The following is a 22,983-nucleotide window of genomic DNA, read 5'->3' as shown; positions in this document are numbered from 1 at the left end:
AGCGATAATCCGGGCATGAACCTCCGACCCTACCGCGGCGTTTCCCCCACCCTCGGCGCACGTGTCTATGTGGATCCCCAGGCCAGCGTCATCGGTGACGTGGTGCTGGGCGAGGACGTCTCCGTCTGGCCGTTCACGGTGATCCGCGGCGACGTCAATTTCATCCGTATTGGCGACCGTACCAACATCCAGGACGGCACCGTCATCCACGTCAGCCACGACGGCCCGCACGCCAAGCTGGGCGGTTTCGCCACCCGCATCGGCAGCGACGTCACCATCGGCCACAAGGCCATCATCCATGCCTGCACGATCGAGGACGCGGTGCTGATCGGGATGGGCGCCATCGTGCTGGACGGCGCAGTGGTGAGAAAGCACGCCTTCGTCGGTGCCGGTGCGCTGGTATCGCCGGGCAAGGTGGTGGGCGAGGGGGAGCTGTGGCTGGGCAACCCGGCGCGGAAGGCGCGGATGCTCAGCGATGCAGAGATCGAGGCGCTGTACTACAGCGCCGGCCACTACGTGCGGTTGAAGGACGCATATCTGGCCTGATCCGGGGCGGCGCGGGGGACGGTGCCCGCAGCGCGCCGGCCACGGGCGGCCTCAGGCCGCCAGCATCGCTGCGATCTGGTCCTTCAGGTGCAGGCGCTGCTTCTTGAGCGCCTCCAAATGCTCGTCGCTGGCCACCTTCACGCCCTCCTCGAACAGCCGGATCTGGTGGTTCACGTCGTCGTACTGGGACTTCAGGTGGACGAAGTGCGCATTCTCCAGCTTCAGGGCGTGCAGCTTGTCCTTGTGTTCGGGGAACTCGTGCGCCAGGTCGTGCAGTTCGATTGTCATCGTAGAACGCCTTTGGGGTGGGAAATCGGGGGTATCAGTCCGCGGTGACCAGCGCGTCGGCTTGCGTGCGCAGGGCGGTATACACGGCGTCGGTCTCCGGACGCACGCCGTGCCAGAGCAGGAAGCTTTCCGCCGCTTGTTCCACCAGCATGCCCAGTCCGTCCAGCGCCTGCGCGCAGCCGGCGGCGCGGGCCCAGGCGAGGAAGGGCACCGCGGCTTCGCCGTAGCTCAGATCCACCGCCGCGCTGCGCGGGCCGGCCAGCGACATCGGCAGCGCCGGCAGTGCGCCGCCGCGGGTGGCGGAGGTGGCATTGACCAGCAGGTCGAATTCGCCAAGTCCCGGCAAGGCGTCCAGCGCGCGCGCATGCACGCGCCCGGGTTCGCCCAGGGCGTCCGCCAGCGCATCGGCGCGCGCCGCGGTGCGGTTGACGATGTAGAGCGAGTGGATGCCTGCGTCCAGCAGCGCGGGCGCCACGCCGCGGGCGGCGCCACCGGCGCCCAGCAGCAGCACCCGGCGTTCACGCAGGTCCAGGCCGTGGCGCTCGGTCAGATCGCGCACCAGGCCCAGGCCATCGGTGTTGTCGCCGTGCCAGCCGTTGCCGTTGCGGAGAAGCGTGTTCACCGCGCCGGCGCGCCGCGCGCGCGCGCTGACGTTGCCGGCGCACAGGGCAAAGGCGTCTTCCTTCAGTGGCAGGGTGACGTTGGCGCCCTGCACGTCGCTGGCGGCGAGCTTCGCCGCGAAGTCATCACGGCTGGCTTCGATGGCGGTGTATTCCAGTGCGACTCCCGCCTGCCGCGCAAACAGGGTGTGGATGCGCGGCGAGAGCGAGTGTGAAACCGGTGTGCCGAATACGGCGTAGCGTTGCATCTGCTGCTCCCTGCCTGTCATCGCGCCGCTGCGGCGCGCGCCTGTCGGATCAGGCCTTCATCCAGCGCGCCGCATCCAGCGCGAAGTAGGTGAGGATGCCGTCGGCGCCGGCGCGCTTGAACGCGGTCAGTGCCTCCATCGCCACCATCTTTTCGTCGATCCAGCCGTTGGCCGCGGCGGCCTTGATCATCGCGTACTCGCCGCTGACCTGATAGGCGTAGGTCGGGCGCCTGAAGTGCTGCTTCACCCGGTACAGCACGTCGAGGTAGGGCAGGCCGGGCTTGACCATCACCATGTCGGCGCCTTCGGCAAGGTCGAGGCCGACTTCGTGCAGCGCCTCGTCGGAATTGGCCGGGTCCATCTGGTAGGTGTACTTGTTGCCCTTGCCCAGGTTGCCGGCGCTGCCCACTGCGTTGCGGAAGGGGCCGTAGAAGGCGCTGGCGTACTTGGCGCTGTAGGCCATGATGCGGGTGTGGATGAAGCCGTTGGCCTCCAGCGCGTCGCGGATCACGCCGATGCGGCCGTCCATCATGTCGGACGGCGAGAGCACGTCCACGCCGGCGGCGGCGTGTACCAGCGACTGCTTCACTAGCGCTTCGATGGTTTCGTCGTTGAGGATGTAGCCGGTCTCGTCGATCAGCCCGTCCTGGCCGTGGGTGGTGTACGGGTCCAGCGCCTGGTCGCTCATCACGCCAAGCTCGGGGAAGCGCGATTTCAATGCGCGGATGGCGCGCGGGACGATGCCGTTTTCGTCCCAGGCGATGCGGCCGTCGGCGGTCTTGGCGGACGGGTCCGGCACGCCGAACAGGTCCAGCATCGGCACGCCCAGTTCCAGCGCCTGCTCGCCCACGCGCAGCAGCTCATCGATCGACAGCCGCTCGACGCCCGGCATGGAACCGACCGGCGCGCGGCCCGGTTCCTCATGCACGAAGACCGGGTAGATCAGGTCGTTGGTGGTGAGCACATGTTCGCGCATCAGTCGGCGCGAGAAAGCGTCGCGGCGCATGCGCCGCGGGCGGACGGGAAAGCGTTGGGAGGGCGTGGTCATGGCGCCAGTTTACGCCCACGCCCCGGCCCGGCCTTGCGTCAGGTCAAGGTCACAGCACGCCGCCGCCCAGCAGCAGGCGGATTGCACCGACCACGATCGCCACCGCGTTCAGCAGCAGGCCGGCCTTGGCGCGGCTGCGCCCGGCCGGGCCCGCAAGGACCAGGCCGATGGCGGCGATGATGGCACCGACCACCGCGAACGGGATCATGAACCAGTTGCCCCAGCCCAGCAGCGGCACGAACGCCAGCAGCATCCACAGCAGGGCGATGATGCCCCAGACCAGGCTGATGATCCCCATGCACGCGTCCCCATGTTGGCGTGAAAGCCACGGGATACCGGATGCCGCAGGGGGATGCAAGCGCAGCCGCCCTCAGGCGTGGCAGCCGTCGATCTCCACCCGCAGCTCGCGGCGGCAGACGTGGCCGTGCAGCACGATGCGCGGCACGTCGGGCAGATGGGCCGCCAGCCAGGCGTCCACCCGCGGGAGTGCCTCCGCGTCGCGCACATAGGCTTTCAGTCTTGCGTCCGGGCCGGGTTGCGGGGGCAGGGTTGGCCGATGCGCGCGTGCGGTGGCGATCAGGCTGTGCAGGTTGGCCAGGATCTCCTCCAGCTGCGCCTCCAGCGAATCGCCATGTCGGGAGGCGTGGCCCACCACCGCGGCCGTGCCGGACACCAGCAGCGGCATCGCGGTGGAGGCCGGCAGCAGGGCGCGGGCGAAGCCGGGCGGCTGCGGCCCGTACTGGCGCGGGTAGCGCCAGGCCTGCACCTGGCGCGGATTTTCCAGCGGCGTGCCGGCGTCGCGGGCCGCCAACCAGTACAGCTGGAAGCGCCCGGTGGGCTGCGGGTGGCCGATGGCGGTGGCGGCCGGCAACTCGCCCGGCGCCAGCGCGCGGCCGATGCCGCGGGCGCGGCCAACGCAGAAGCGGCGGTAGCGCTCGGCATCGCCTTCGCCCGCGGTGATCGCATCGAGGTAGTTCCAGATCCGCAGCGGGTGCGGGTGGTCGCTGGCTGCCAGCCAGCGCTGCAGGCGGGCGTAGGCGGCCGCAGCGGTGGCCTCGCTGTCGCCATCGTCCACGACTTCCAGCGCGCCGAACTGCAGGCCGCCGCCGGTGCTCCAGGCGATGCCATCCTCGCGGCCGCAGGTCACCTCCGCCTCCACCCGCCATGCTTCCAGGGGTGCAGTGCCGTGGACGGGCAGCGCGACGTGCAGGTAGCGGGGATCGTCCAGGTGTGCAGGGGCGGTGGCGCCGAAGCCGAACACCGCCAGCAGGCGCGGGTCGGCCAGCACGACAGGCGCCGGCGCATCGACATAGTCAACGCGCAGCGCGGCGGCGGGGGAAGCGACGGTGGGGAGCACGGACATCAGGCCGCGGATGATACCGCGCGGCCCTCGCCGCCCCCCACCATCGGCACAGGCCGGCCCCCGGCCCCCGCGCTACGATCGTGCGACGTGCGCATGGGCGCGAGGACAGTCACGGGGATGGTATGGCAGGACATTCGAATGCGGCCTGGCTGCTGGGAGCGCTGCTGATGGCGGGCACCGGCACGGCGATGGCGCAGGCGGTGACGACCGCCGATTACGCGCGGGCGGCCAGCATGCTGGGCGATCGCACCGGGCCGCTGGTGGACCACGCCGTCAGCGGTGCCCAGTGGCTGGATGACGGCAGCCTGATCTACCGCGAGCAGACCGACGGCAAGACCCGCTATCTCCGGTTCGATCCGGCCACGGGCAAGACCGCCGCTGCGTTCGACGCGCAGGCGCTGGCCGCCGCGATGAACGCCGCAGCCGGCGGCAAGGGGCGCCCGGTGCAGGCCGACAGGCTGCCGCCGCTCAAGGTGAGCCGTAACGCCGACGGCAGCCTGGCGCTGTCGGGCATGGCCGGCGGCTTCCGCTGCGACGCGGCCGGCTGCCAGGCCGTGCCCAAGGCCAAGACCGCGGCCGGCGACGAGGCCGGCGCGCCGTCGCCCGACGGCACCCGCGAGGCCTTCATCCGCGGCTGGAACCTGTGGGTGCGCGAGCTGGCCACCGGCAAGGAAACCCAGCTGACGTTCGACGGCCAGCCCGACTACGGCTACGCCACCGACAACGCCGGCTGGAAGCACACCGACAACGCCATCGTGGTGTGGTCGCCGGACGGCAGGAAGATCGCCACCTTCCAGCAGGACCAACGTAAGACCAGCACCATGACCCTGGTGGGCACCAACGTCGGCGCACCCAAGGTCGAGCAGTGGAAATATCCGTTCGCGGGCGACAAGGACGTGACGCTGATCGAGCGCGTCGTGATCGACCTGTCCGGTGCCACGCCGAAGACCGTGCGCCTGCAGATGCCGCCCGACCAGCACCGTTCCACCTGTTCTGACGATCTGGTCTGTGATGACGGCTGGGAAGACGTGCAGTGGGCGCCCGACGGCATGACCCTGGCGTTCATCAGCACGGATCGTGGCCACAAGTCCGCCACCCTGCGCGTGGCCGATGCCGCCACCGGCAAGGTGCGTGACGTGTACACCGAGACGGTGGCCACCCAGTACCAGAGCGCACCGGCGCTGGGGCAGGCCAACTGGCGCTACCTGCCGGAGAGCAACGAGTTCCTCTGGTTCAGCCAGAAGTCCAACTGGGGGCATCTCTACCTGCACGACCTGACCACCGGCAAGCAAAAGCGCCAGCTCACCCGTGGCGATTGGAATGTCACCTCGATCCTGCATCTGGACCCGGTGCGCCGGGTGCTGTGGGTGACCGGCGTCGGTCGCGAAGCCGGACGCGACCCGTACTTCGTGCACCTCTACAAGCTCGGTCTGGACGGCGGCGACGTGCAGCTGCTGACGCCGGAGGACGCCAACCACAGCCTCACCGCTTCGGCGGATGGCAAGTACATCCTCGACATCTACTCCACCATTGCCACGGCACCGGTGGCGGTGGTGCGCGATGCCGATGGCAGGCAGGTGGCCGAGCTGGCCCGCGCCGACCTGACCCGGCTGAAGGCGACCGGCTGGGTGCCGCCAGAGTCGTTCACGGTGAAGGCGCGCGACGGCAAGACCGACCTCTACGGCCAGCTGTTCAAGCCGTCCAACTTCGACCCGAACAAGAAGTACCCGATCGTCACCTACATCTACCCCGGCCCGCAGGTGGGCTCGGTGCGCAGCCGCAGCTTTATGCCCGCGCACGGCGACCATCAGGCGCTGGCGGAGCTGGGCTTCATCGTCATCGCCTTGGACGGCATGGGCACGCCGCTGCGCAGCAAGGCGTTCCAGGATGCGTGGTACGGCAACATGGCCGACAACACCCTGCCCGACCAGGTGGCGGCGCTGCAGCAGCTGGGCCAGCGTTATCCGTGGATCGACACCACCCGCGCCGGCATCTGGGGCCATTCCGGTGGCGGCAATGCCACCGCGGCGGCGATGTTCCGCTACCCGGACGTGTACAAGGTCGGTATCGCTGAATCCGGCAACCACGACAACCTGACCTACGAGGACGACTGGGCGGAGCGCTACCACGGCCTGCTCGAAAAGAAGGCCGACGGCACCAGCAACTACACCGGCCAGGACAACGCCTCGCTGGCGAAGAACCTCAAGGGGAAACTGTTCCTGCTGCACGGCCTGATGGACGACAACGTGCCGCCACAGTCCACCCTGCAGGTGGTCGACGCGCTGATGAAAGCGAACAAGGACTTCGACCTGCTGCTACTGCCGCACGCCCGCCACGGCTTCGGCGCCGACAGCTACTACGTGATGCGCCGCCGCTGGGACTACTTCGTGAAGAACCTCCTCGGTGCGGAGCCGCCGAAGGAGTTCGAGGTGAAGCCGCAGTACTGACGGCCTTGCCCGAACCGCGCGGCACGACGGCGCCCACGGGCGCCGTCGTCGTGTCCGGGGTCAGCGCGGCCCCTGCCCGAACAGCACTTTCTTCTCCTCCTCCGACAGCGGCTTGCCCGCGTTCGGATTGACCTGCCGCGCCAGCGCGTAGGCGCGTGCGGTGGCCGGGCGGGCGGCGATCGCGGCCTGCCAGCGGCGCACGTGGGCAAACGGTGTCAGGTCGATGGGTGCCTTGTCGTATACGTTGATCCACGGATATGCCGCCATGTCGGCAATGCTGTAGCCGGCGCCGGCGATCCACTCGTGCCCGGCCAGACGCCTGTCCAGCACGCCCAGCAGTCGCAGCGTTTCGGCACGGTAGCGCGCCTTGGCGTAGGGCACGTCTTCCGGCGCGTAGACGTGGAAGTGGCCGTACTGCCCGGCCATTGGCCCCAGCCCGGCGACCTGCCAGAACAGCCATTCGTCCACCTCGATGCGCTGCCGGCGGGCGCTGGCGGCGTCGGCGCCTTCGGCCACGCCGGTGAAGCGGCCGGTCTTCTCCGCCAGGTAGCGCAGGATCGCGCCGGATTCGAACACCGTGATCGGCGCCCCGCCGTCGCCGGGGTCGTGATCGACGATGGCCGGCATCTTGTTGTTGGGCGAGATCGCCAGGAATGCGGGCTCGAATTGCGCGCCCTTGCCGATATCCACCGGCACGATCCGATAGTCCAGACCGGCTTCTTCAAGGAACAGGGTGATCTTGTGGCCGTTCGGGGTGGGCCAGTAATAGAGGTCGATCATGGCAAGGCGCTCGTTGCGGGGGAGCGCCACTCTATCGCTGCCACCGTTGCGATGGCGGCAACGCGGCGTTGCGCCTCAGTGCCCGCGTTCGGCGGCCAGGCGGTCCAGGTCGATGCCCTGCTGGCGCAGCGCCGTCCCGGCCCGTAGCGCATAGAAGGCCAAATAGGCGAAGCAGGCCACCCCGACCCAGAAGCTGGCGTGCACGCCCACCGCATCGGCCAGCGCCCCCTGCGCCCAGCTGACCAGGCCGCCGCCCATGATCATCATGATCAGCAGGCTGCTGCCCTGGTTGGTGTGGCGGCCCAGCCCGGCGATGGCGAGCGCGAAGATGCACGGCCACATCGTGCTGCAGAACAGGCCCACGCTGATGAAGGCGACGATGCTGGCCTTGCCGGTGGTGGCCATGCCGACCAGCAGGGCGGTGATGCCGCACAGCGCGAAGTACAGCAGCATCCGCGCCGGGTTGCCGCGGCTGAGCAGGGTGGCCGCCACCATCACCACGATCACGCCGGCATAGCCGAAGAACTGCGACACGTCATGGCGGGCGATCGCGTTCACTGCGAGGAACACGCCGAATGCGAGGAACGGCAGCAGCCACGTCAGCGCCCGCCGCGCGCCCGCGCCGACCTCGAACGCGCCGGCCGCGCCGGTCCAGCGGCCGATCATCAGGCTGGCCCAGTACAGCGAGACGTAGGGCGCCAGGTGGTGGGTTTCGATGCCCAGGCCTTCGTGCAGGTAGGCGGGCAGGTTGCTGACCGTCGATACCTCCACGCCCACGTACAGGAAGATCGCGACCATGCCGAGCACCAGCTGCGGATAGGCGAAGGCCGACGCGCGCGCGGTGGGGCCGACGGCAATGGCCGCCGCGCCCTGATCCGGCTCCAGCGCGATGTGGTTGGGCACCGAGGACAGGCGCAGGAACAGCGCCACCAGCACGAAGGCGGCGCCCAGAACCAGATAGGGGATCTTGACGCTTTCGATGCTGGCCTGGTCATTGCCGGCGGTCACGCTGCCGAAGATCGCCAGGCTGACCAGCAGCGGCCCCACCGTGGTGCCGAAGTTGTTGATGCCGCCGGCCAGGGTGAGCCGCTGTGCGCCGGTGGCTGGGCTGCCCATCACAATCGCCAGCGGGTTGGCGGCGATCTGCTGCAGCGCGAACCCCAGCCCGACGATGAACAGGCCCGAGAGCATCAGCGCAAACGAGCCGCTGTTGGCCGCAGGGTAGAACAGCAGCGTGCCCAGCGCCGACACCAGCAGGCCGAGGCTGATGCCGTTGCGGTAGCCGATGCTGTCCAGCAGGTCGCGGCCCAGCAGCTTCGAGGCCGCCATGTAGGCCAGCGAGCCCACGGTGTAGGCCACGTAGAACGCCACCGAGACCCATTGGCTCTGCGCCTGGGTCAGTCCGAACGCCTTCTTGAACACCGGGATCAGGATGTCGTTGCTGGCGGCGACGAAGCCCCAGAAGAAAAATACGGTGATCAGGACGCTGAACTGCGCCCATCGGGTCTGCTGCTGTGCCATGGTGCCCCGCCGGTTGGTGGTCGTCGTCGACGGGCCAACGCCGCTCGACGCCATGCCCGCTCCCCAGTCCCGGCAGTACAGCAGCCGCGGCGGCGGTTTGTACAGCAACGGCGCGGCATTGCAAACGATTTCGGCCCGGTTTCGATGTCGATGCAGCAGCAAGCCGAGGTGGACGGAGGCAGCCGGTAGAATGGCGCCATGGATGTCTCCCACCTCCTCGACGGGCTGAACCCGGCCCAGCGCGAGGCCGTTTCCGCCGCGCCCGGCCATTACCTCGTGCTGGCGGGTGCCGGCTCCGGCAAGACCCGCGTGCTCACCCACCGCATCGCCTGGCTGCATGAGGTATTCGGGGTGCCGCTGCACGGCATTCTTGCGGTGACCTTCACCAACAAGGCCGCCGGCGAGATGCGTGCGCGCATTGCCGCGCAGCTGGGCGGCGAGCCGCGCGGCGCGTGGATCGGCACCTTCCACGGCCTGGCCCACCGCCTGCTGCGCCTGCACTGGCAGGAGGCGAAATTGCCGGAAGGCTTCCAGGTGCTGGATGCCGACGACCAGCTGCGCCTGGTCAAGCGCGTGGCACAGCAGCTGGAGCTGGACGACGGTCAGTTTCCGCCGCGCCAGATCGCGTGGTGGATCAACGCGCAGAAGGACGAAGGCCGCCGCCCGCAGCATATCCAGCCGGCGGCGAACGACCCGTGGAGCGACGCCCTGCTGCGCGCCTACGCCGCCTACCAGGAACGCTGCGAGCGTGCCGGGCTGGTGGACTTCGCCGAGCTGCTGCTGCGCGCGCACGAGCTGCTGCGCGAGCACCCGGGGCTGCTGGCGCACTACCGCCACCGCTTCGGCCAGATCCTGGTGGACGAATTCCAGGACACCAACGCCATCCAGTACGGTTTCGTGCGGCTGCTGGCGGGCAGCGGTACGGATGAAAGATGCGGGCAGGTGTTCGTGGTCGGCGACGACGACCAGGCCATCTACGGCTGGCGCGGCGCGAAGGTCGAGAACGTACAGCGCTTCCTGCGCGACTTCGCCGGCGCGCAGACCATCCGGCTGGAGCAGAACTACCGTTCCACCAGCAACATCCTCAACGCCGCCAACGCGGTCATCGCCCACAACGAGGACCGCCTTGGCAAGAAGCTGTGGACCGAGGCGGGCGAGGGCGAGGCGATCGACCTGTATGCCGCCTACAACGAGATGGACGAGGCCGCCTACGTGGTGGACCGGATCGCGCAGTGGGTGCGCGACGGCGGCAGCCACGGCGACGCCGCGATCCTCTACCGCAGCAACGCGCAGTCGCGCGCCTTCGAAGAGGAATTGCTGAAGCGGCAGATCCCGTACCGGGTCTATGGCGGCATGCGCTTCTTCGAGCGCGCCGAGATCAAGGACGCGCTGGCCTACCTGCGCCTGCTGGCCAACCGTGACGACGACGCGGCGTTCGAGCGCGCGGTCAACACGCCCACCCGCGGCATCGGCGACCGCACCCTGGACGAGATCCGCCGCGCCGCGCGCGAACACCGGGAATCGCTGTGGCGGGCCTCGCGCCGGCTGTGCGAGCACGCCACGCTGGCCGCGCGCGCACGCAACGCGGTGGCGGGCTTCCTGCAGCTGATCGAGGCGCTGGCCGGTGAGACCGCGACGATGCCGCTGGCGGAAAAGATCGACCATGTGCTGGCGCGCTCCGGCCTGCGCGTGCATTACGAGAACGAATCGCGCGGTCAGCAGGATTCCCGCACCGACAACCTCGACGAACTGGTGTCGGTGGCGTCGCGCTTCGTGCGCGGCGACGAGGAAGACGCCGCGGCGATGCCGGAGCTGGTCGCCTTCCTCGCCTACGCGGCGCTGGAGGCCGGCGAGGGCCAGGCGCAGGCGGGCGAGGACGGCGTGCAGCTGATGACGCTGCACAGCGCCAAGGGCCTGGAGTTTCCGCTGGTCTTTCTGGTCGGGCTGGAAGAGGGGCTGTTCCCCAACATGCGCTCGGCCGAGGAGCCGGGCCGCATGGCCGAGGAGCGCCGGCTGGCCTACGTGGGCATCACCCGCGCCCGCCAGCAGCTGGTCCTGTGCCACGCCGAATCGCGCCGCATCCACGGCAGCGACATGTACGGCCTGCCGTCGCGCTTCCTGCGCGAGATCCCGAAGCCACTGCTGCGCGAGATCCGCCCGAAGCCGCAGCCCACCTTCAGTCCGCGCGGGTTTGCCGCCGCGCCGCGCCGCGATGCCGGCCATGCCGCGCTGGAGGCGCCGCCGATCCGGCTGGGTGCCAACGTCCGCCACCCGACCTTCGGCACCGGCTTCGTCACCGACGTGGAGGGCAGCGGTGCCCATGCCCGCGTACAGGTCAACTTCGACGACGCCGGCAGCAAATGGCTGGTGCTGGCCTACGCCAACCTGACGCCGGCCTGAGACGGGTGTAACCGAACGGCATCGTCGGACGAATCCTCCTGTGTGGCCCGATTGGCGGGCTGCCCACAACAGGAGTTACGACGATGTCCGATCTGCGCACCCCCGCCCTGACCGCCGCCGCGCTGGCCGCCGTCCTGGGTTCCGCCCTGCTGGCCACCACCGCCCCGGTCCACGCCGGCGACAAGGCGATGGCCAAGGAGAAGTGTTTCGGCGTGGCCATGGCGGGCAAGAACGATTGCGCGGCCGGCCCCGGCACCAGCTGCGCCGGCACCGCCAAGGCCGACCACCAGGGCAACGCCTGGAAGTTCGTGCCGACGGGCACCTGCACCAAGACGCCGTCCACCACCTCGCCGACCGGCTTCGGCCAGCTGACGGCCTTCACCGCGAAGTCCGCCGACAAGGCGATGTGAGCACGGCCGTGCGCCACCGCCCTGCCTCCCCCCTCGGCGGCGCACCCGCCCCCGGCCTGCCCACGCAGGCCGGGATCGGGTTCAAGCCGCAGCATTTCGACGCGCTGATGGAGGACCTCTCGCCCCCGGCCTTCGTCGAGGTTCATGCCGAAAACTATCTGGGGGACGGCGGCTTGCCGCACCGCCAGCTGGCAGCCGTGGCAGAGCGCGTTGCGCTGTCCGTGCACGGCGTCGGCTTGTCGATCGGCGGGATGACGGCGCCCGACCGCGACCACCTGCAGCGCCTGCGTGCGCTGCTGGCGCGCCATCCGGCCGCGCAGTTCTCCGAACACCTGGCCTGGTCCAGCCACGCCGGCCTGCACTACCCGGACTTGTTGCCGCTGCGCTACGACGAGCCCACGCTGGCGCGCGTCAGCGCCCACCTGGCGCAGGTGCAGGACGCCCTGGGGCGCCGCATCCTGCTGGAGAACCCCAGCACCTATGTGGAATTCGATGGTGGTGATCGCGACGAGGCCGCGTTCATCACCGAGGTCGTCCGTCGCAGCGGCTGTGGCCTGCTGCTGGACGTGAACAACGCCTATGTCAGCTGCCACAACCACGGTCGCGATCCCGCCGCCTATCTCGCCGCGCTGCCGCTGCACGCAGTGGGCGAGATCCATCTCGCCGGCCATGCCGAAGTGCCCGATGCCGACGGCGGTACGCTGCTGGTGGACGACCACGGGTCCGCGGTATCCACGCCCGTCTGGACGCTGTACCGCGCCGTGCTGGCACGCACCGGTCCGCTGCCAACCCTGATCGAATGGGACACCGACGTGCCGGCCTATCCTGTGCTTCGGGCGCAGGCCGCCCAGGCGGACGCATGCCTGCACGCCGCTGCGTTGGAGTCCGCGGCATGAATGCCCACGGCGCGTTCGCGGCAGGATTGCTGGACCCCGAGGTGCCGCCGCCCGGGGCGATACGCGCGCGCGATGCGCGGACGCGTGACCACCGCTACGCCGTGTACCGCAACAACGTCACCCATGCGCTGGTGGGCGCTTTCGAGGACAGCTTTCCTGTCCTGCGCGCGCTGCTGGGCGCGGACTGCTTCGCCCAGTTGGCGCGTGATTGCGCCCGTGCACGGCCACCGCGGACGCCGGTGTTGGTGGAGTACGTGCCGGCGCTGGTGGCGCACTTGTCGGGACATCCGCTGCTGGTCGAATGGCCGTATTTGCTGGACGTCGCCCGACTGGAAGCCGCGTGCCTGCGCGTGGCCCACGCGGCGGATGCCACGCCGGTTGCAGCCGCGGCCTGGCAGGCATTGCTGGCCGATCCGCCGCGCCTGGCCAGGGCGCGGGTACGGCTGCATCCGGCCACGGTCTGGCTCGCCTGCCGTCATGCCGCCGCGGACCTGTGGCAGGCACACAGGCGGGTGGCGCAACCGGAACTGGCAGTGCTGGACGGAATCGACCCCGGCCAGCCGCAGGACGTGCTGGTCTGGCGCGATGCGGACGACAGGGTACGGGTGGCGTCGCTACCGACAGGGTGCGCCGCGGCGCTGGATGCCCTGCACGCCGGGGCGCCCCTGCTGCAGGCGCTGTCGTCGTTGCCGCCCGCGGACTGTGCCGCACTCTTGTCGTACCTGGCCGGCGCCGCGCGGGTGGTGGCCGTTGTCGAGTCGTTCGTTGCGCTGGAGGCCCCATGTCCGTGACATCCCCCTCGCCAGGTTGGCGCACCGTCCGACGTGGGGCGGACGAGGCCATCGGTCTGCTGGCCCGGATCGGCCTGGCCTTCACGTTCTGGCTGTCCGGCCAGACCAAGATCGAGGGCCTGGTCCTGGATCCCCTGGGCCTGCATGCCGAATGGGGCTGGCCGCACCTCAGCGACAGTGCGGTCGAGCTGTTCCGCAGCGAGTACGCGTTGCCGCTGCTGCCCCCGGAGTGGGCCGCGCTGCTGGCCGCCACCGCGGAACACCTGCTGCCGCTGCTCCTGCTGCTGGGCCTGGGGACCCGCTTCGCTGCGCTGGGCATCCTGGGCATGACATGGGTGATCGAAGTGTTCGTGTACCCGCTGGCGTTTCCCACTCATGCCCTGTGGGCGGCTGCCGCACTGGTGCTGTTGGTTCATGGCGGCGGCCGTTGGTCACTGGATCATCTGCTGCGCGGACGCACGCAGACGGGTGCATGATGGGCACCGTCCTTCGCCATCCGACCCACGGCCACGCCATGTCCACGCCCAAGGATGCCGTGTGTTCCGAAGCGGCAAGCGATCCGTGGGGCGTCTGGATGGCGCGCGCGCAGCGCGGCGACAAGCAGGCCTACCACACGCTGCTGCAGGCGGTGGAGCCCTACCTGCGGGCGATCGCCCGGCGCATGCTGGGCCACGAGGACGTGGACGACGCGGTACAGGAGATCCTGCTGGTGGTGCATGGCATCCGCCACACCTACCAGCCGGGGCGGCCGTTCAAGCCGTGGCTGTCCACCATCGCCACCCGACGCTGCGTGGATCTGCTGCGCCGGCGCCAGCGCGAAGGTGCGCGCATGGGTGAAGCGGTCGATGCTGAAACATTCGCGGATGCCGGCCCGGAGCCGGCGGACGTGGTCGCGCGGGTGCAGCGCGAGGTGCGGATTCGGCGCGCGGTGGACGGGCTGAGTCCCGGCCAGCGCGATGCGGTCCACCTGCTGCACCTGCAGGAGTTGTCGCCGCGCGAGGCCGAGCACCAGGGCCGGCAGTCCGCCGGCGCGTTGAAAGTAGCCAGCCATCGCGCGCTGAAGGCGCTGCGACGGGCACTGCAAGGAGAGCAAGACGATGCAACCTGACACCCATCGCCTGATCGAGCAGCTGGCGGCCGAGGCGGTCCCGGTTCAGCCGCTGCCACCGCCATGGCGGCGCACGCTGGCCTGGCTGGGCGTGAGCGTCGCGCTGGCCCTGCTGATGGTGGTCCTGCTGGGCTGGCGCGGTGCGCCGCCCCACGACCTGGCGCAGCCCGGCGGCGGCTGGTCCTGGTGGGGCAGCGTGGCCACCGGCGCGCTGGCCGCGCTGGCGGTCTTCCAGGTCAGTATCCCCGGGCGCTCGCCGGCCTGGGCCTGGTTGCCGCTGCCCGCGGTCGCGGCATGGTTCGTCGGCATGGGCTGGGGCTGCCTGGCGGAGACCGGTGCCGACGGCGGCCATCTGGCGCTGGGCCTGGGCAGCTGGCACTGCGCACTGGCGATCACCCTGGTCAGCACGCCGATGCTGCTGGTGATGCTGGTGCTTGTCCGCCATGCCGGTGCGCTGCGGCCGGTGCGCACCGCAACCCTGGCCATGCTGAGCGCCGCCGGCCTCTCGTCCGCCGCGGTCAGCCTGGTCCATGGCCACGAAAGCCCGGCACTGACGCTCGTCTGGCACGGTGGCGTGGTGCTGGTGCTGTGCGTGGCGGCGTGGCTGAGCGGTCGGCCGCTGCTGGACTGGATCGGCTACGCGCGCCGTTGAGCGTGCTGCCGTGGCGTCCGTCGGTAGGCCTGACTGGATCCGTCCGCGGCGCTAGCGGTCATAGCTGGAAGCCGACGGCCCGCACCAGCCCTTCCCCGATATCGCGCGCCCAGCCGGGTGCCCGGGCGGTGTAGGGCGACGACTGCGCCCGCAGCGACGCGAACCAGCCGGACAGCGCATCGATCTGTGCGGCTTCGTGGAACAGGACGTTGAGCTCGTAGTTCAGGAACAGGCTGCGGCCGTCCATGTTGGTGGAGCCCATGCTGGCCAGGGTGGTGTCCACCACGAAGGCCTTGGCGTGCAGCATCGTCGGCAGCAGGTGGATGGTCGCGCCGGCGGCGGCCAGTTCGCGCAGGCTGCGCAGGCGGGCGATGTCGGCCAGCCAATGGTTCGACCGTGCCGGCAGCAGCAATTCCATCTGCACGCCGCGCCGCGCTGCCAGGAGCAGCGCCAGCTGCAGCGCGTCATCGGGGACGAAGTAGGGCGTTGCGATGAGCAGGCGGGTCTCTGCCCGGTGGATCGCGGTGAGCAGGAGCGCGTGAACGGTATCGTCGCGCTGGTCTGGCCCGGACGGCAGCAGTTGGGCAAGCGGGCCAACCGCTGGTTCGATTGCGGTATGGCGGTTGTGGGCAGGCAGGTCGGCGGCAAGCTGCCAGTCGTTCTCGAAGCCTGCGGCAGCATCAGCCGCGATCCCGCCCTCGATCACGACGCTCAAATCCCGCCAGGCGGGGGCACCGGGGCGGTCAAGGAAGTATTCGACCGCAAGGTTGCGGCCGCCGGTCCACATCACCGCGCCATCCGCTATCACCAGCTTGCGGTGATTGCGCAGGTTGCCGCGTCCGAAGCGGGGGCGCAGTTGCAGCCGCAGCGGTGAGAACCAGCGCACCTCCGCGCCCGCTGCCCGCAGCAGATGCAGCGTCCGGCGGTGTCCTGCAAACGCGCCTACCCCATCCAGCAGCACGCGCACCGCAACGCCCCGCGCATGGGCGCGTGCCAGCGCGTCGGCGACGCGGCGGCCCACCGGGTCGTCGCGCAGCAAGAAAATCTCGATGTCGATGCGCCGTCGCGCGCCGTCCAGCACGGCCAGCAATGCGTCGAGGGCGTCCGCGCCGTCGGGTGCGAGGCTGATCGCGCGGCAGCGCCGCGCGGGCGGCAGGACCAGCCCCCGCGTCAGGGCGTGGACCCAGGCGGCCTCGTGGGTGGCCGGGGCCGGCGTCGTGGCGACGGTGCCGGCATGGGCCAGCTTGCGCGTGCCCAGCAGCAGGTAGGCGGGCAGCGCCAGGTAGGGAAACGCCACCAGCGCGATCACCCAGGCCAGCGCCGCAGCAGGTGCACGTCGCTGCCGTCCGCCGTGGGTCAGGGTGACGTACAGCAGCAGACCAATCGCCACCGCGGCCAGGTGGAGCAGGCTGAGGACATGCGCCAGCCCCGGGTGGACGGGCGAGAGCATATCGGTCTTCGCGTTACCAGCTGAACAGCTTGTAGTAGGTCAGCGGCCCGCCCTGGCTGTCTTTCTCGTCGATGCGGCCGTCGTTGTTGCGGTCGTAGATGTAATAGGTCGCGCCGCGCAGCGGCACCACTTTCACCATCTGCAGGCGGCCGTCGACGCGGTATTCGGTGATCACGTCACCATTGGCCTCGGTGCGCGTGGCCGGCACCGCATTCTGCGGGAGCATGGCCTCCGGTGCGGCGGTGGCGCAGGCGGCCAGCGCCAGGGTCAGGGCAAGGGTCAGCGGCAGGGATCGTGCGATGCGCATAGCGTTGGGCTCGTGGTGGATGCGCCCAGTATGCGCGATGCGCGGACGGCCGGCTCAATCCGCCGCGGGCGCCTCCAGCGCCAGGAAGCCGCCGGACTGGCGCTGCCACAGCTGGGCGTACAGGCCGCCGCGGGCCAGCAGTTCCTCGTGCGTGCCCTGCTCGACGATGCGGCCGGCGTCCATCACCACCAGCCGGTCCATCGCGGCGATGGTGGACAGGCGGTGGGCGATCGCGATCACCGTCTTGCCGCGCATCAGCCGGTACAGGTTCTCCTGGATCACGGCTTCCACTTCCGAATCCAGCGCCGAGGTGGCTTCGTCCAGCACCAGGATCGGTGCGTTCTTGAGCAGCACGCGGGCGATGGCGATGCGCTGGCGCTGGCCGCCGGACAGCTTCACCCCGCGCTCGCCCACCTGTGCATCGAAGCCGCGCCGGCCGTGCGCATCCACCAACTCGGCGATGAAACCCTCGGCATTGGCCTGCCGCGCCGCGTCCAGCAGCGCCGCTTCGCTGGCGTCGGGGCGGCCGTAGAGGATGTTCTCGCGCACCGAGCGGTGCAGCAGCGAGGTGTCCTGGGTGACCACGCCGATCTGGGCGCGCAGCGAATCCTGCTGCACGCCGGCCACGTCGATGCCGTCGATGGTGATGCGTCCCGCCTCCACGTCATGGAAGCGCAGCAGCAGGTTGACCAGCGTGGACTTGCCCGCGCCGGAGCGGCCCACCACGCCGATCTTCTCGCCTGCGCGGATGTGCAGGTCGAGGTGCTCGATCACCCCGCTGCCCTTGCCGTAATGGAAGGCCACGTCCTCGAAGCGGATCTCGCCGCGCACCGGCGGCAGCGCGGGCGCGCCCGGCGCATCGTCCACCGTGGGCGGCAGCGAGATCGAGCTGATGCCGTCGTGCACGGTGCCGATGTTCTCGAACAGCGCCGAGAGCTCCCACATGATCCAGTGCGACATGCCCAGCAGGCGCAGCGCCAGTGCCGCGGCCACGGCCACTGCGCCGGTACTGGCCGCGCCCTGCAGCCACAGCCAGATGCCCAAGGCCGCCACGGAGGCCAGCAGCGTCATGTTCAGCGCGTACAGCAGGCTGTAGACGCTGGTGGCCAGCCGCATCTGCCGGTAGACGGTGGCAAGGAAGCCATCCATCGCTTCGCGCGCATACGCCTGCTCGCGCTGCGAATGCGAGAACAGCTTGACCGTGGCGATGTTGGTATAGCTGTCCACGATGCGGCCGGTCATGGTGCTGCGCGCATCGGCCTGCGCCTGCGAGACCTTGCCCATCCGCGGCACGAACCAGCGCATCAGCAGGCCGTAGCACAGCAGCCAGCCTGCGAACGGCAGCATCAGGCGCCAGTCCGCGCTGGCCGCCACCAGCAGGGTGCCACCGAAGTACACCAGCACGTAGTTGCCGATGTCGAACAGCTTGACCACGGTCTCGCGCACCGCCAGCGAAGTCTGCATCAGCTTGGTGGCGATGCGGCCGGCGAACTCGTCCTGGAAGTACCCCATCGACTGCCGCAGCAGGTAGCGGTGCACGTTCCAGCGGATCCGCATCGGGAAGTTGCCCAGCAGGGTCTGGTGCTGCACCGCCGAGTTCAGCCAGGTCAGCAGCGGCAGGCCCAGCAGCACCAGCGCCGCCATCCACGCCAGGCGCCAGCCCTCGGCCGCCAAAAAGCCGCCCACGCCCAGCGCGGTCATGCGGTCGACCAGGTTGCCCACGTAGGCATACAGCGCCACTTCGGCCAGCGCGATGGCGGCGGTGGTGGCGGCCATCAGCAGCAGCCACGGCTCCGCGCCGCGGGTGAAGTGGCGGCAGAACGCGTACAGCCCGGTGGGCGGCTGCGCGGGAGGCGCGTCGGGGAAGGGGTCGAGGCGGGTTTCGAACCAGCGCAGCATCGGGGTATTCCAAGAGGCAGGCCGGCATTGTGCCAGTGGCGCGTAGAATTCCCGCATGACACGCCTGGTCCTGATCGACGGTTCCTCCTACCTCTACCGCGCGTTCCACGCGCTGCCGCCGCTGTCCAACGCGGCCGGCGAGCCGACAGGCGCGCTGTTCGGCGTGGTCAACATGCTGCGCGGTCATCTGAAGGAAAAGCCCGAACACATCGCCTTCGTGATCGATGCGCCAGGCAAGACCTTCCGCGACGAGATGTACCCCGACTACAAGGCCAATCGCCCGCCGATGCCCGAGGCGTTGCGCGCGCAGATCGAGCCGATGCTGGAGATCGTTGCCGCGCTGGGCATCCCGATCCTGCGCCAGCCGGGCGTGGAGGCAGACGATGTGATCGGCACCCTGGCCCTGCAGGCGGCTGCCGACGGGGTGGATGTCACCATCTCCACCGGCGACAAGGATTTTGCCCAGCTGGTGCGGCCCGCAGCCGGCGGGAAAGGCGCGGTGACGCTGGTCAATACCATGAGTGGCGGCCGGATGGCATCGGATGCCGAGGTGGTCGAGAAGTTCGGCGTACGCGCCGATCAGATCGTGGACCTGCTGGCGCTGATGGGTGACGCCATCGACAACGTCCCGGGGGTGGAGAAGTGCGGGCCGAAGACCGCGGCCAAGTGGCTGGCCGAATACGGTTCTCTCGACGGCGTGATGGCGCATGCCGATGCCATCAAGGGCAAGATTGGTGACAACCTGCGCGCCGCGTTGCCCCGACTGCCGCTGAATCGCGACCTGGTGACCATCAAGACCGACGTGGCATTGCCGCTGACGCTGGCGGACCTTGCCCTGCGCGAGCGCGACGTGGATGCGCTGCGCGCCCTGTACACCCGCTACGGATTCAACCAGGCGCTGAAGGAGCTCGACGGCGGCGTGGCGTCGGCGGGCGGAGCCAACAAGGAGCCGGGCGTTGCCCGCGGCGGCGGCTTCGTGGCGGCGTCCCCGTCGTCCGCGACCGAGGACCTCGATCCCACGCTGTCGGCGCCGGGCGACTACGAGGCCGTGCTGACCGAAGCGCAGTTGTCGGACTGGATCGCCCGATTGCAGGCGGCGGAGGAATTCGCCTTCGACAGCGAAACCGACAGCCTGGACCCGATGCGCGCCACGCTGGTGGGCCTGAGCTTCAGCGTCGAGCCCGGCCAGGCCTGCTACATCCCGCTGGGCCACGACTATCCGGACGCGCCGGCGCAGCTGGACCGGGCGGCCGTGCTCGACGCGCTGCGCCCGCTGCTGGAAGACCCGTCGAAAAAGAAGTTGGGCCAGCACGGCAAGTACGACCTGCACGTGCTTCGCCGCCACGGCGTGGAGGTGCGCGGTTATGCCGACGACACGATGCTCGAGAGCTTCGTGCTGAGCGCCGGCATCGCCCGCCACGACATGGATTCGCTGGCCAAGCGCCATCTCGGTTACGACACCATCAAGTACGAGGACGTGGCCGGCAAGGGCGCCAGGCAGATCCCGTTCTCGCAGGTGGCCATCGACGACGCCACCCGCTACGCCGCCGAGGACGCCGACATCACCCTGCGGCTGCACCGCGTGCTGGCGCCGAAGCTCGCCGCGGAGCCGTCCCTGCTGTCCGTGTACCGCGACATCGAGATGCCGCTGGTACCGGTGCTGGCACGGGTGGAGGCCAACGGCGTGCTGGTGGACGCCGACGAACTGCGTCGGCAGTCGGCGGAGCTGGGCCGGCGCATGCTGGCCGCCCAGCAGAAGGCCACCGAGCTGGCCGGGCGCAGCTTCAATCTGGATTCGCCCAAGCAGCTGGGCGCGCTGCTGTTCGATGAATTGAAGCTGCCGGCGCTGGTGAAGACGCCCAGCGGGGCGCCCTCGACCAACGAGGAGGCGCTGGAAGCCATCGCCGACCAGCACGAGTTGCCGCGGGTGATCCTGGAATACCGCGGGCTGGCGAAGCTGCGCAGCACCTACACCGACAAGCTGCCGGAGATGGTCAATCCCGAGACCGGTCGCGTGCATACCAGCTACCACCAGGCAGGTGCGGCCACCGGGCGGCTGTCGTCCTCGGATCCGAACCTGCAGAACATCCCGGTGCGCACCGAGGAGGGGCGGCGCATCCGCACCGCCTTCGTGGCGCCCCCTGGCCGCAAGCTGGTGGCCTGCGACTATTCGCAGATCGAGCTGCGGATCATGGCCCACCTGTCCGGTGATCCTGCGCTGCTGCGTGCCTTCGCGGAGGGTGCCGACATCCACCGCGCCACCGCCGCCGAGGTGTTCGGCAAGGCCATCGGCGACGTCACGACGAACGAGCGCCGCGCGGCCAAGGCGATCAACTTCGGTCTGATCTACGGGATGGGCGCCTTCGGCCTGGCCAAGCAGCTGGGCATCGGCCGCGGCGAGGCGCAGGACTACATTGCGCTGTACTTCAGCCGCTATCCGGGCGTGCGCGATTACATGGAGCGCACCCGCCAGCAGGCGCGCGAGCTTGGCTACGTGGAAACCGTGTTCGGCCGCCGGCTGGCGCTGGACTACATCCATTCCCGCAATGCGGCCCAGCGCGCGGGCGCGGAGCGTGCCGCCATCAACGCGCCGATGCAGGGCACCGCCGCCGACATCATCAAACGTGCGATGGTGCGCGTGGATGCCTGGCTGGAAGGCCACCGTGACCGCGCACTGATGATCCTGCAGGTGCACGACGAGCTGGTGTTCGAGGTCGATGCCGATTTCGTGCCCGTCCTGCTGGAACAGGTTCCATCGCGGATGGCGGGTGCGGCCGACCTGCGGGTGCCGCTGGTGGTGGATTGCGGCGTCGGCGACAACTGGGACCAGGCCCACTGAGACTTCCTGCGGGGCTTTGAAAGCGTGACGTGGCGCGGGGTTCGAGGGGATTCAGAAAAATGCAATGAATCATTCCTGAACCGAACGGTTTTTTAACCCGGATCTTCACGAACCATCCATGTGCGGCGTGGTCATATAGCCCGCAACAGGTGCAACGCCTGTTGCCGATCACAACCCCTCCCCTGGTGTGATCACCGGAAGGCACCGGTCCTCCCCAACCGGCCTTCCCCGGCCCCGCAGTCCCCCCCTGGCTGCGGGGCTTTTTTGTGTCCGCGGCGTGCCGGTTGCCCGTTGGGGCCGCCAAGCCGACGTCGCCCGGGCATTCCCCCTGGACGCGTTACCGGGCAGGCTAGGCAGCGCGACCGCTTCCGAGGGATCCCATGAACGACCTGTTCCAGCTCTCCGCGCCCTGGTGGGTCTTCGTCCTGCGTGCCACCGCCATCTACGTGATGGTCATGGTGCTGATGCGCTTGTCCGGCAAGCGCGCGGTGGGGCAGTTCACCCCGTTCGATCTGGTGCTGCTGATCCTGATTGGCAACGCGGTGCAGAACGGCATCAATGGCGGCGATAACTCGCTCACGGGCGCGGCACTGATGGCCACCACCCTGATTCTCCTGAACTACGGCGTCGCCTGGGTGACCGCCCGCAACCGCTGCGCCGAGAGGCTGGTAGAGGGCGAGCCGGTGGTGCTGGCCCGCGATGGCCGGGTGTTTCCGGGGGCGCTGCGGCGCGAGCTGGTCAGCGAACAGGACTTTGCCGAGGCACTACGCATGAACAACGTCAAGGACATCGCCGACGTGGAATTGGCCCTGTTGGAGACCAATGGGCATATCACCGTGATCACGCGCAAGCGCGCCTGCGCGTGAGGTGTGAGGGGGCCGCAGTATGGGCCTGCACGCCGGCTTCACGTCGCGTGCGGGTCAATGGGCCCCCACCACAAGCAGCAACCGCAATAGGAGGTTCCATGAAGCGCATGATCGCCCTGATGATCCTGGCCATGTTCGCCGGCAGCGCGCTGACCGCCTGCAATACCGTTGCCGGTGCCGGCAAGGATGTCCAGAAGGTCGGCGAGAAAGTCGAACAGAAGGCGCAAGACTGCAAGGACATGAAGTGCTGATGGCCTTTTCCCCCTGCGCGCCGTGACCGGGTGGGCGCGCAGACGGGCCCCTTGCCTGCCCCTCCCGCGGACCGGTAATGTGCCGGCTTGCCAGGAGGATTGCCGATGAAGCAGAAAGTGACGTTCACCCTCATGGCCTTGGCCTGCCTTTTGGCCTTGGCCGGTTGCAACACCATTGCCGGCGCGGGCAAGGACCTCAAGAAAGCCGGCGAGAAGATCGAAGGCGCTGCCAAGTGACTCTCCGGCCCGCCGG

The 22,983-nt window shown here is 69.5% G+C and carries 23 protein-coding genes; 13 read left to right on the top strand and 10 right to left on the bottom strand.

Annotation, left to right across the window (positions count from 1 at the left end):
* The first annotated feature begins 15 nt into the window (after positions 1-15).
* Positions 16-546, top strand: coding sequence for a gamma carbonic anhydrase family protein (locus tag ACK4SG_RS08040; RefSeq protein WP_409601205.1), 531 nt, complete (start codon positions 16-18; stop codon positions 544-546).
* Positions 547-597: 51 nt separating this feature from the next.
* Here ACK4SG_RS08040 and ACK4SG_RS08035 read toward each other — a convergent pair whose 3' ends face one another.
* The 5 genes from ACK4SG_RS08035 to ACK4SG_RS08015 form a co-directional block, all read right to left on the bottom strand.
* Positions 598-834 (bottom strand): YdcH family protein, encoded by a 237-nt coding sequence (locus ACK4SG_RS08035; protein WP_409601204.1) that lies wholly within the window; start codon positions 832-834, stop codon positions 598-600.
* A 34-nt stretch (positions 835-868) separates the two neighbouring features.
* Positions 869-1,702, bottom strand: coding sequence for a shikimate dehydrogenase (gene aroE / locus ACK4SG_RS08030; RefSeq protein ID WP_409601203.1), 834 nt, complete (start codon positions 1,700-1,702; stop codon positions 869-871).
* 49 nt (positions 1,703-1,751) lie between these two features.
* Positions 1,752-2,750: a porphobilinogen synthase gene (gene hemB, locus ACK4SG_RS08025; RefSeq protein ID WP_409601202.1), complete on the bottom strand. Its 999-nt coding sequence runs from the start codon at positions 2,748-2,750 to the stop codon at positions 1,752-1,754.
* 49 nt (positions 2,751-2,799) lie between these two features.
* Entirely contained in the window at positions 2,800-3,048 is a 249-nt protein-coding gene (locus ACK4SG_RS08020) for a hypothetical protein (RefSeq protein WP_409601201.1), read from the bottom strand.
* A 72-nt stretch (positions 3,049-3,120) separates the two neighbouring features.
* Positions 3,121-4,113, bottom strand: a complete 993-nt coding sequence (locus ACK4SG_RS08015; protein WP_409601200.1) for a pteridine-dependent deoxygenase — start codon at positions 4,111-4,113, stop codon at positions 3,121-3,123.
* 122 nt (positions 4,114-4,235) lie between these two features.
* On the opposite strand from ACK4SG_RS08015, the gene ACK4SG_RS08010 reads away from it, so the two are divergent.
* On the top strand, positions 4,236-6,560 hold the full coding sequence (locus ACK4SG_RS08010; RefSeq protein WP_409601199.1) for a DPP IV N-terminal domain-containing protein: 2,325 nt from the start codon (positions 4,236-4,238) through the stop codon (positions 6,558-6,560).
* A gap of 60 nt (positions 6,561-6,620) precedes the next feature.
* Here ACK4SG_RS08010 and ACK4SG_RS08005 read toward each other — a convergent pair whose 3' ends face one another.
* Both ACK4SG_RS08005 and ACK4SG_RS08000 read right to left on the bottom strand, forming a co-directional pair.
* Positions 6,621-7,340, bottom strand: coding sequence for a glutathione S-transferase N-terminal domain-containing protein (locus ACK4SG_RS08005; RefSeq protein WP_409601198.1), 720 nt, complete (start codon positions 7,338-7,340; stop codon positions 6,621-6,623).
* 75 nt (positions 7,341-7,415) lie between these two features.
* Positions 7,416-8,861: an MFS transporter gene (locus ACK4SG_RS08000; protein WP_409601197.1), complete on the bottom strand. Its 1,446-nt coding sequence runs from the start codon at positions 8,859-8,861 to the stop codon at positions 7,416-7,418.
* A 198-nt stretch (positions 8,862-9,059) separates the two neighbouring features.
* On the opposite strand from ACK4SG_RS08000, the gene uvrD reads away from it, so the two are divergent.
* From uvrD to ACK4SG_RS07965, 7 genes are all read left to right on the top strand, one after another.
* Positions 9,060-11,261, top strand: a complete 2,202-nt coding sequence (gene uvrD, locus ACK4SG_RS07995) for a DNA helicase II (RefSeq protein ID WP_409601196.1) — start codon at positions 9,060-9,062, stop codon at positions 11,259-11,261.
* An 83-nt stretch (positions 11,262-11,344) separates the two neighbouring features.
* Positions 11,345-11,671, top strand: a complete 327-nt coding sequence (locus tag ACK4SG_RS07990; protein ID WP_409601195.1) for a DUF2282 domain-containing protein — start codon at positions 11,345-11,347, stop codon at positions 11,669-11,671.
* Positions 11,672-11,679: 8 nt separating this feature from the next.
* Entirely contained in the window at positions 11,680-12,567 is an 888-nt protein-coding gene (locus ACK4SG_RS07985) for a DUF692 domain-containing protein (protein ID WP_409601194.1), read from the top strand.
* Positions 12,564-13,358, top strand: coding sequence for a putative DNA-binding domain-containing protein (locus ACK4SG_RS07980; protein WP_409601193.1), 795 nt, complete (start codon positions 12,564-12,566; stop codon positions 13,356-13,358). The genes ACK4SG_RS07985 and ACK4SG_RS07980 overlap by 4 nt, the downstream gene beginning before the upstream one ends.
* Entirely contained in the window at positions 13,349-13,834 is a 486-nt protein-coding gene (locus tag ACK4SG_RS07975; protein ID WP_409601192.1) for a DoxX family membrane protein, read from the top strand. Before ACK4SG_RS07980 ends, ACK4SG_RS07975 begins: the two co-directional genes overlap by 10 nt.
* Before the next feature lie 38 nt (positions 13,835-13,872).
* A complete protein-coding gene (locus tag ACK4SG_RS07970) occupies positions 13,873-14,466 on the top strand; it encodes an RNA polymerase sigma factor (protein ID WP_409601191.1) in 594 nt (197 codons plus the stop codon).
* Positions 14,456-15,118, top strand: coding sequence for an NrsF family protein (locus ACK4SG_RS07965; protein ID WP_409601190.1), 663 nt, complete (start codon positions 14,456-14,458; stop codon positions 15,116-15,118). The genes ACK4SG_RS07970 and ACK4SG_RS07965 overlap by 11 nt, the downstream gene beginning before the upstream one ends.
* A 58-nt stretch (positions 15,119-15,176) precedes the next feature.
* On the opposite strand, the gene ACK4SG_RS07960 is transcribed toward ACK4SG_RS07965, so the two are convergent.
* The 3 genes from ACK4SG_RS07960 to ACK4SG_RS07950 are packed head-to-tail and all read right to left on the bottom strand — an operon-like array spanning position 15,177 to position 18,774.
* Entirely contained in the window at positions 15,177-16,568 is a 1,392-nt protein-coding gene (locus tag ACK4SG_RS07960; protein ID WP_409601189.1) for a phospholipase D-like domain-containing protein, read from the bottom strand.
* A gap of 13 nt (positions 16,569-16,581) precedes the next feature.
* The gene (locus ACK4SG_RS07955; protein ID WP_409601188.1) at positions 16,582-16,875 is read right to left on the bottom strand and encodes a DUF2782 domain-containing protein; all 294 of its coding nucleotides are present in this window, start codon (positions 16,873-16,875) and stop codon (positions 16,582-16,584) included.
* A gap of 54 nt (positions 16,876-16,929) precedes the next feature.
* Entirely contained in the window at positions 16,930-18,774 is a 1,845-nt protein-coding gene (locus tag ACK4SG_RS07950; RefSeq protein WP_409601187.1) for an ABC transporter ATP-binding protein, read from the bottom strand.
* 55 nt (positions 18,775-18,829) lie between these two features.
* Between ACK4SG_RS07950 and polA the strand changes: the two genes are divergently transcribed.
* The 4 genes from polA to ACK4SG_RS07930 all read left to right on the top strand — a co-directional run bounded on the left by polA (position 18,830) and on the right by ACK4SG_RS07930 (position 22,967).
* Entirely contained in the window at positions 18,830-21,613 is a 2,784-nt protein-coding gene (gene polA, locus ACK4SG_RS07945; RefSeq protein WP_409601186.1) for a DNA polymerase I, read from the top strand.
* A 380-nt stretch (positions 21,614-21,993) separates the two neighbouring features.
* On the top strand, positions 21,994-22,479 hold the full coding sequence (locus tag ACK4SG_RS07940; protein WP_409601185.1) for a DUF421 domain-containing protein: 486 nt from the start codon (positions 21,994-21,996) through the stop codon (positions 22,477-22,479).
* A gap of 98 nt (positions 22,480-22,577) precedes the next feature.
* Positions 22,578-22,730 carry an entericidin A/B family lipoprotein gene (locus ACK4SG_RS07935; protein WP_409601184.1) on the top strand — a complete coding sequence of 51 codons (153 nt, stop codon included), beginning with the start codon at positions 22,578-22,580 and terminating at the stop codon, positions 22,728-22,730.
* A gap of 132 nt (positions 22,731-22,862) precedes the next feature.
* Complete coding sequence (locus tag ACK4SG_RS07930; protein ID WP_409601355.1) at positions 22,863-22,967, top strand: entericidin A/B family lipoprotein; 105 nt, start codon at positions 22,863-22,865, stop codon at positions 22,965-22,967.
* Positions 22,968-22,983 lie beyond the last annotated feature (16 nt).

The sequence above is a fragment of the Thermomonas sp. genome (assembly GCF_046293095.1).
Lineage (GTDB): Bacteria > Pseudomonadota > Gammaproteobacteria > Xanthomonadales > Xanthomonadaceae > Thermomonas.
This window is presented reverse-complemented; position numbering and strand designations above follow the sequence as displayed.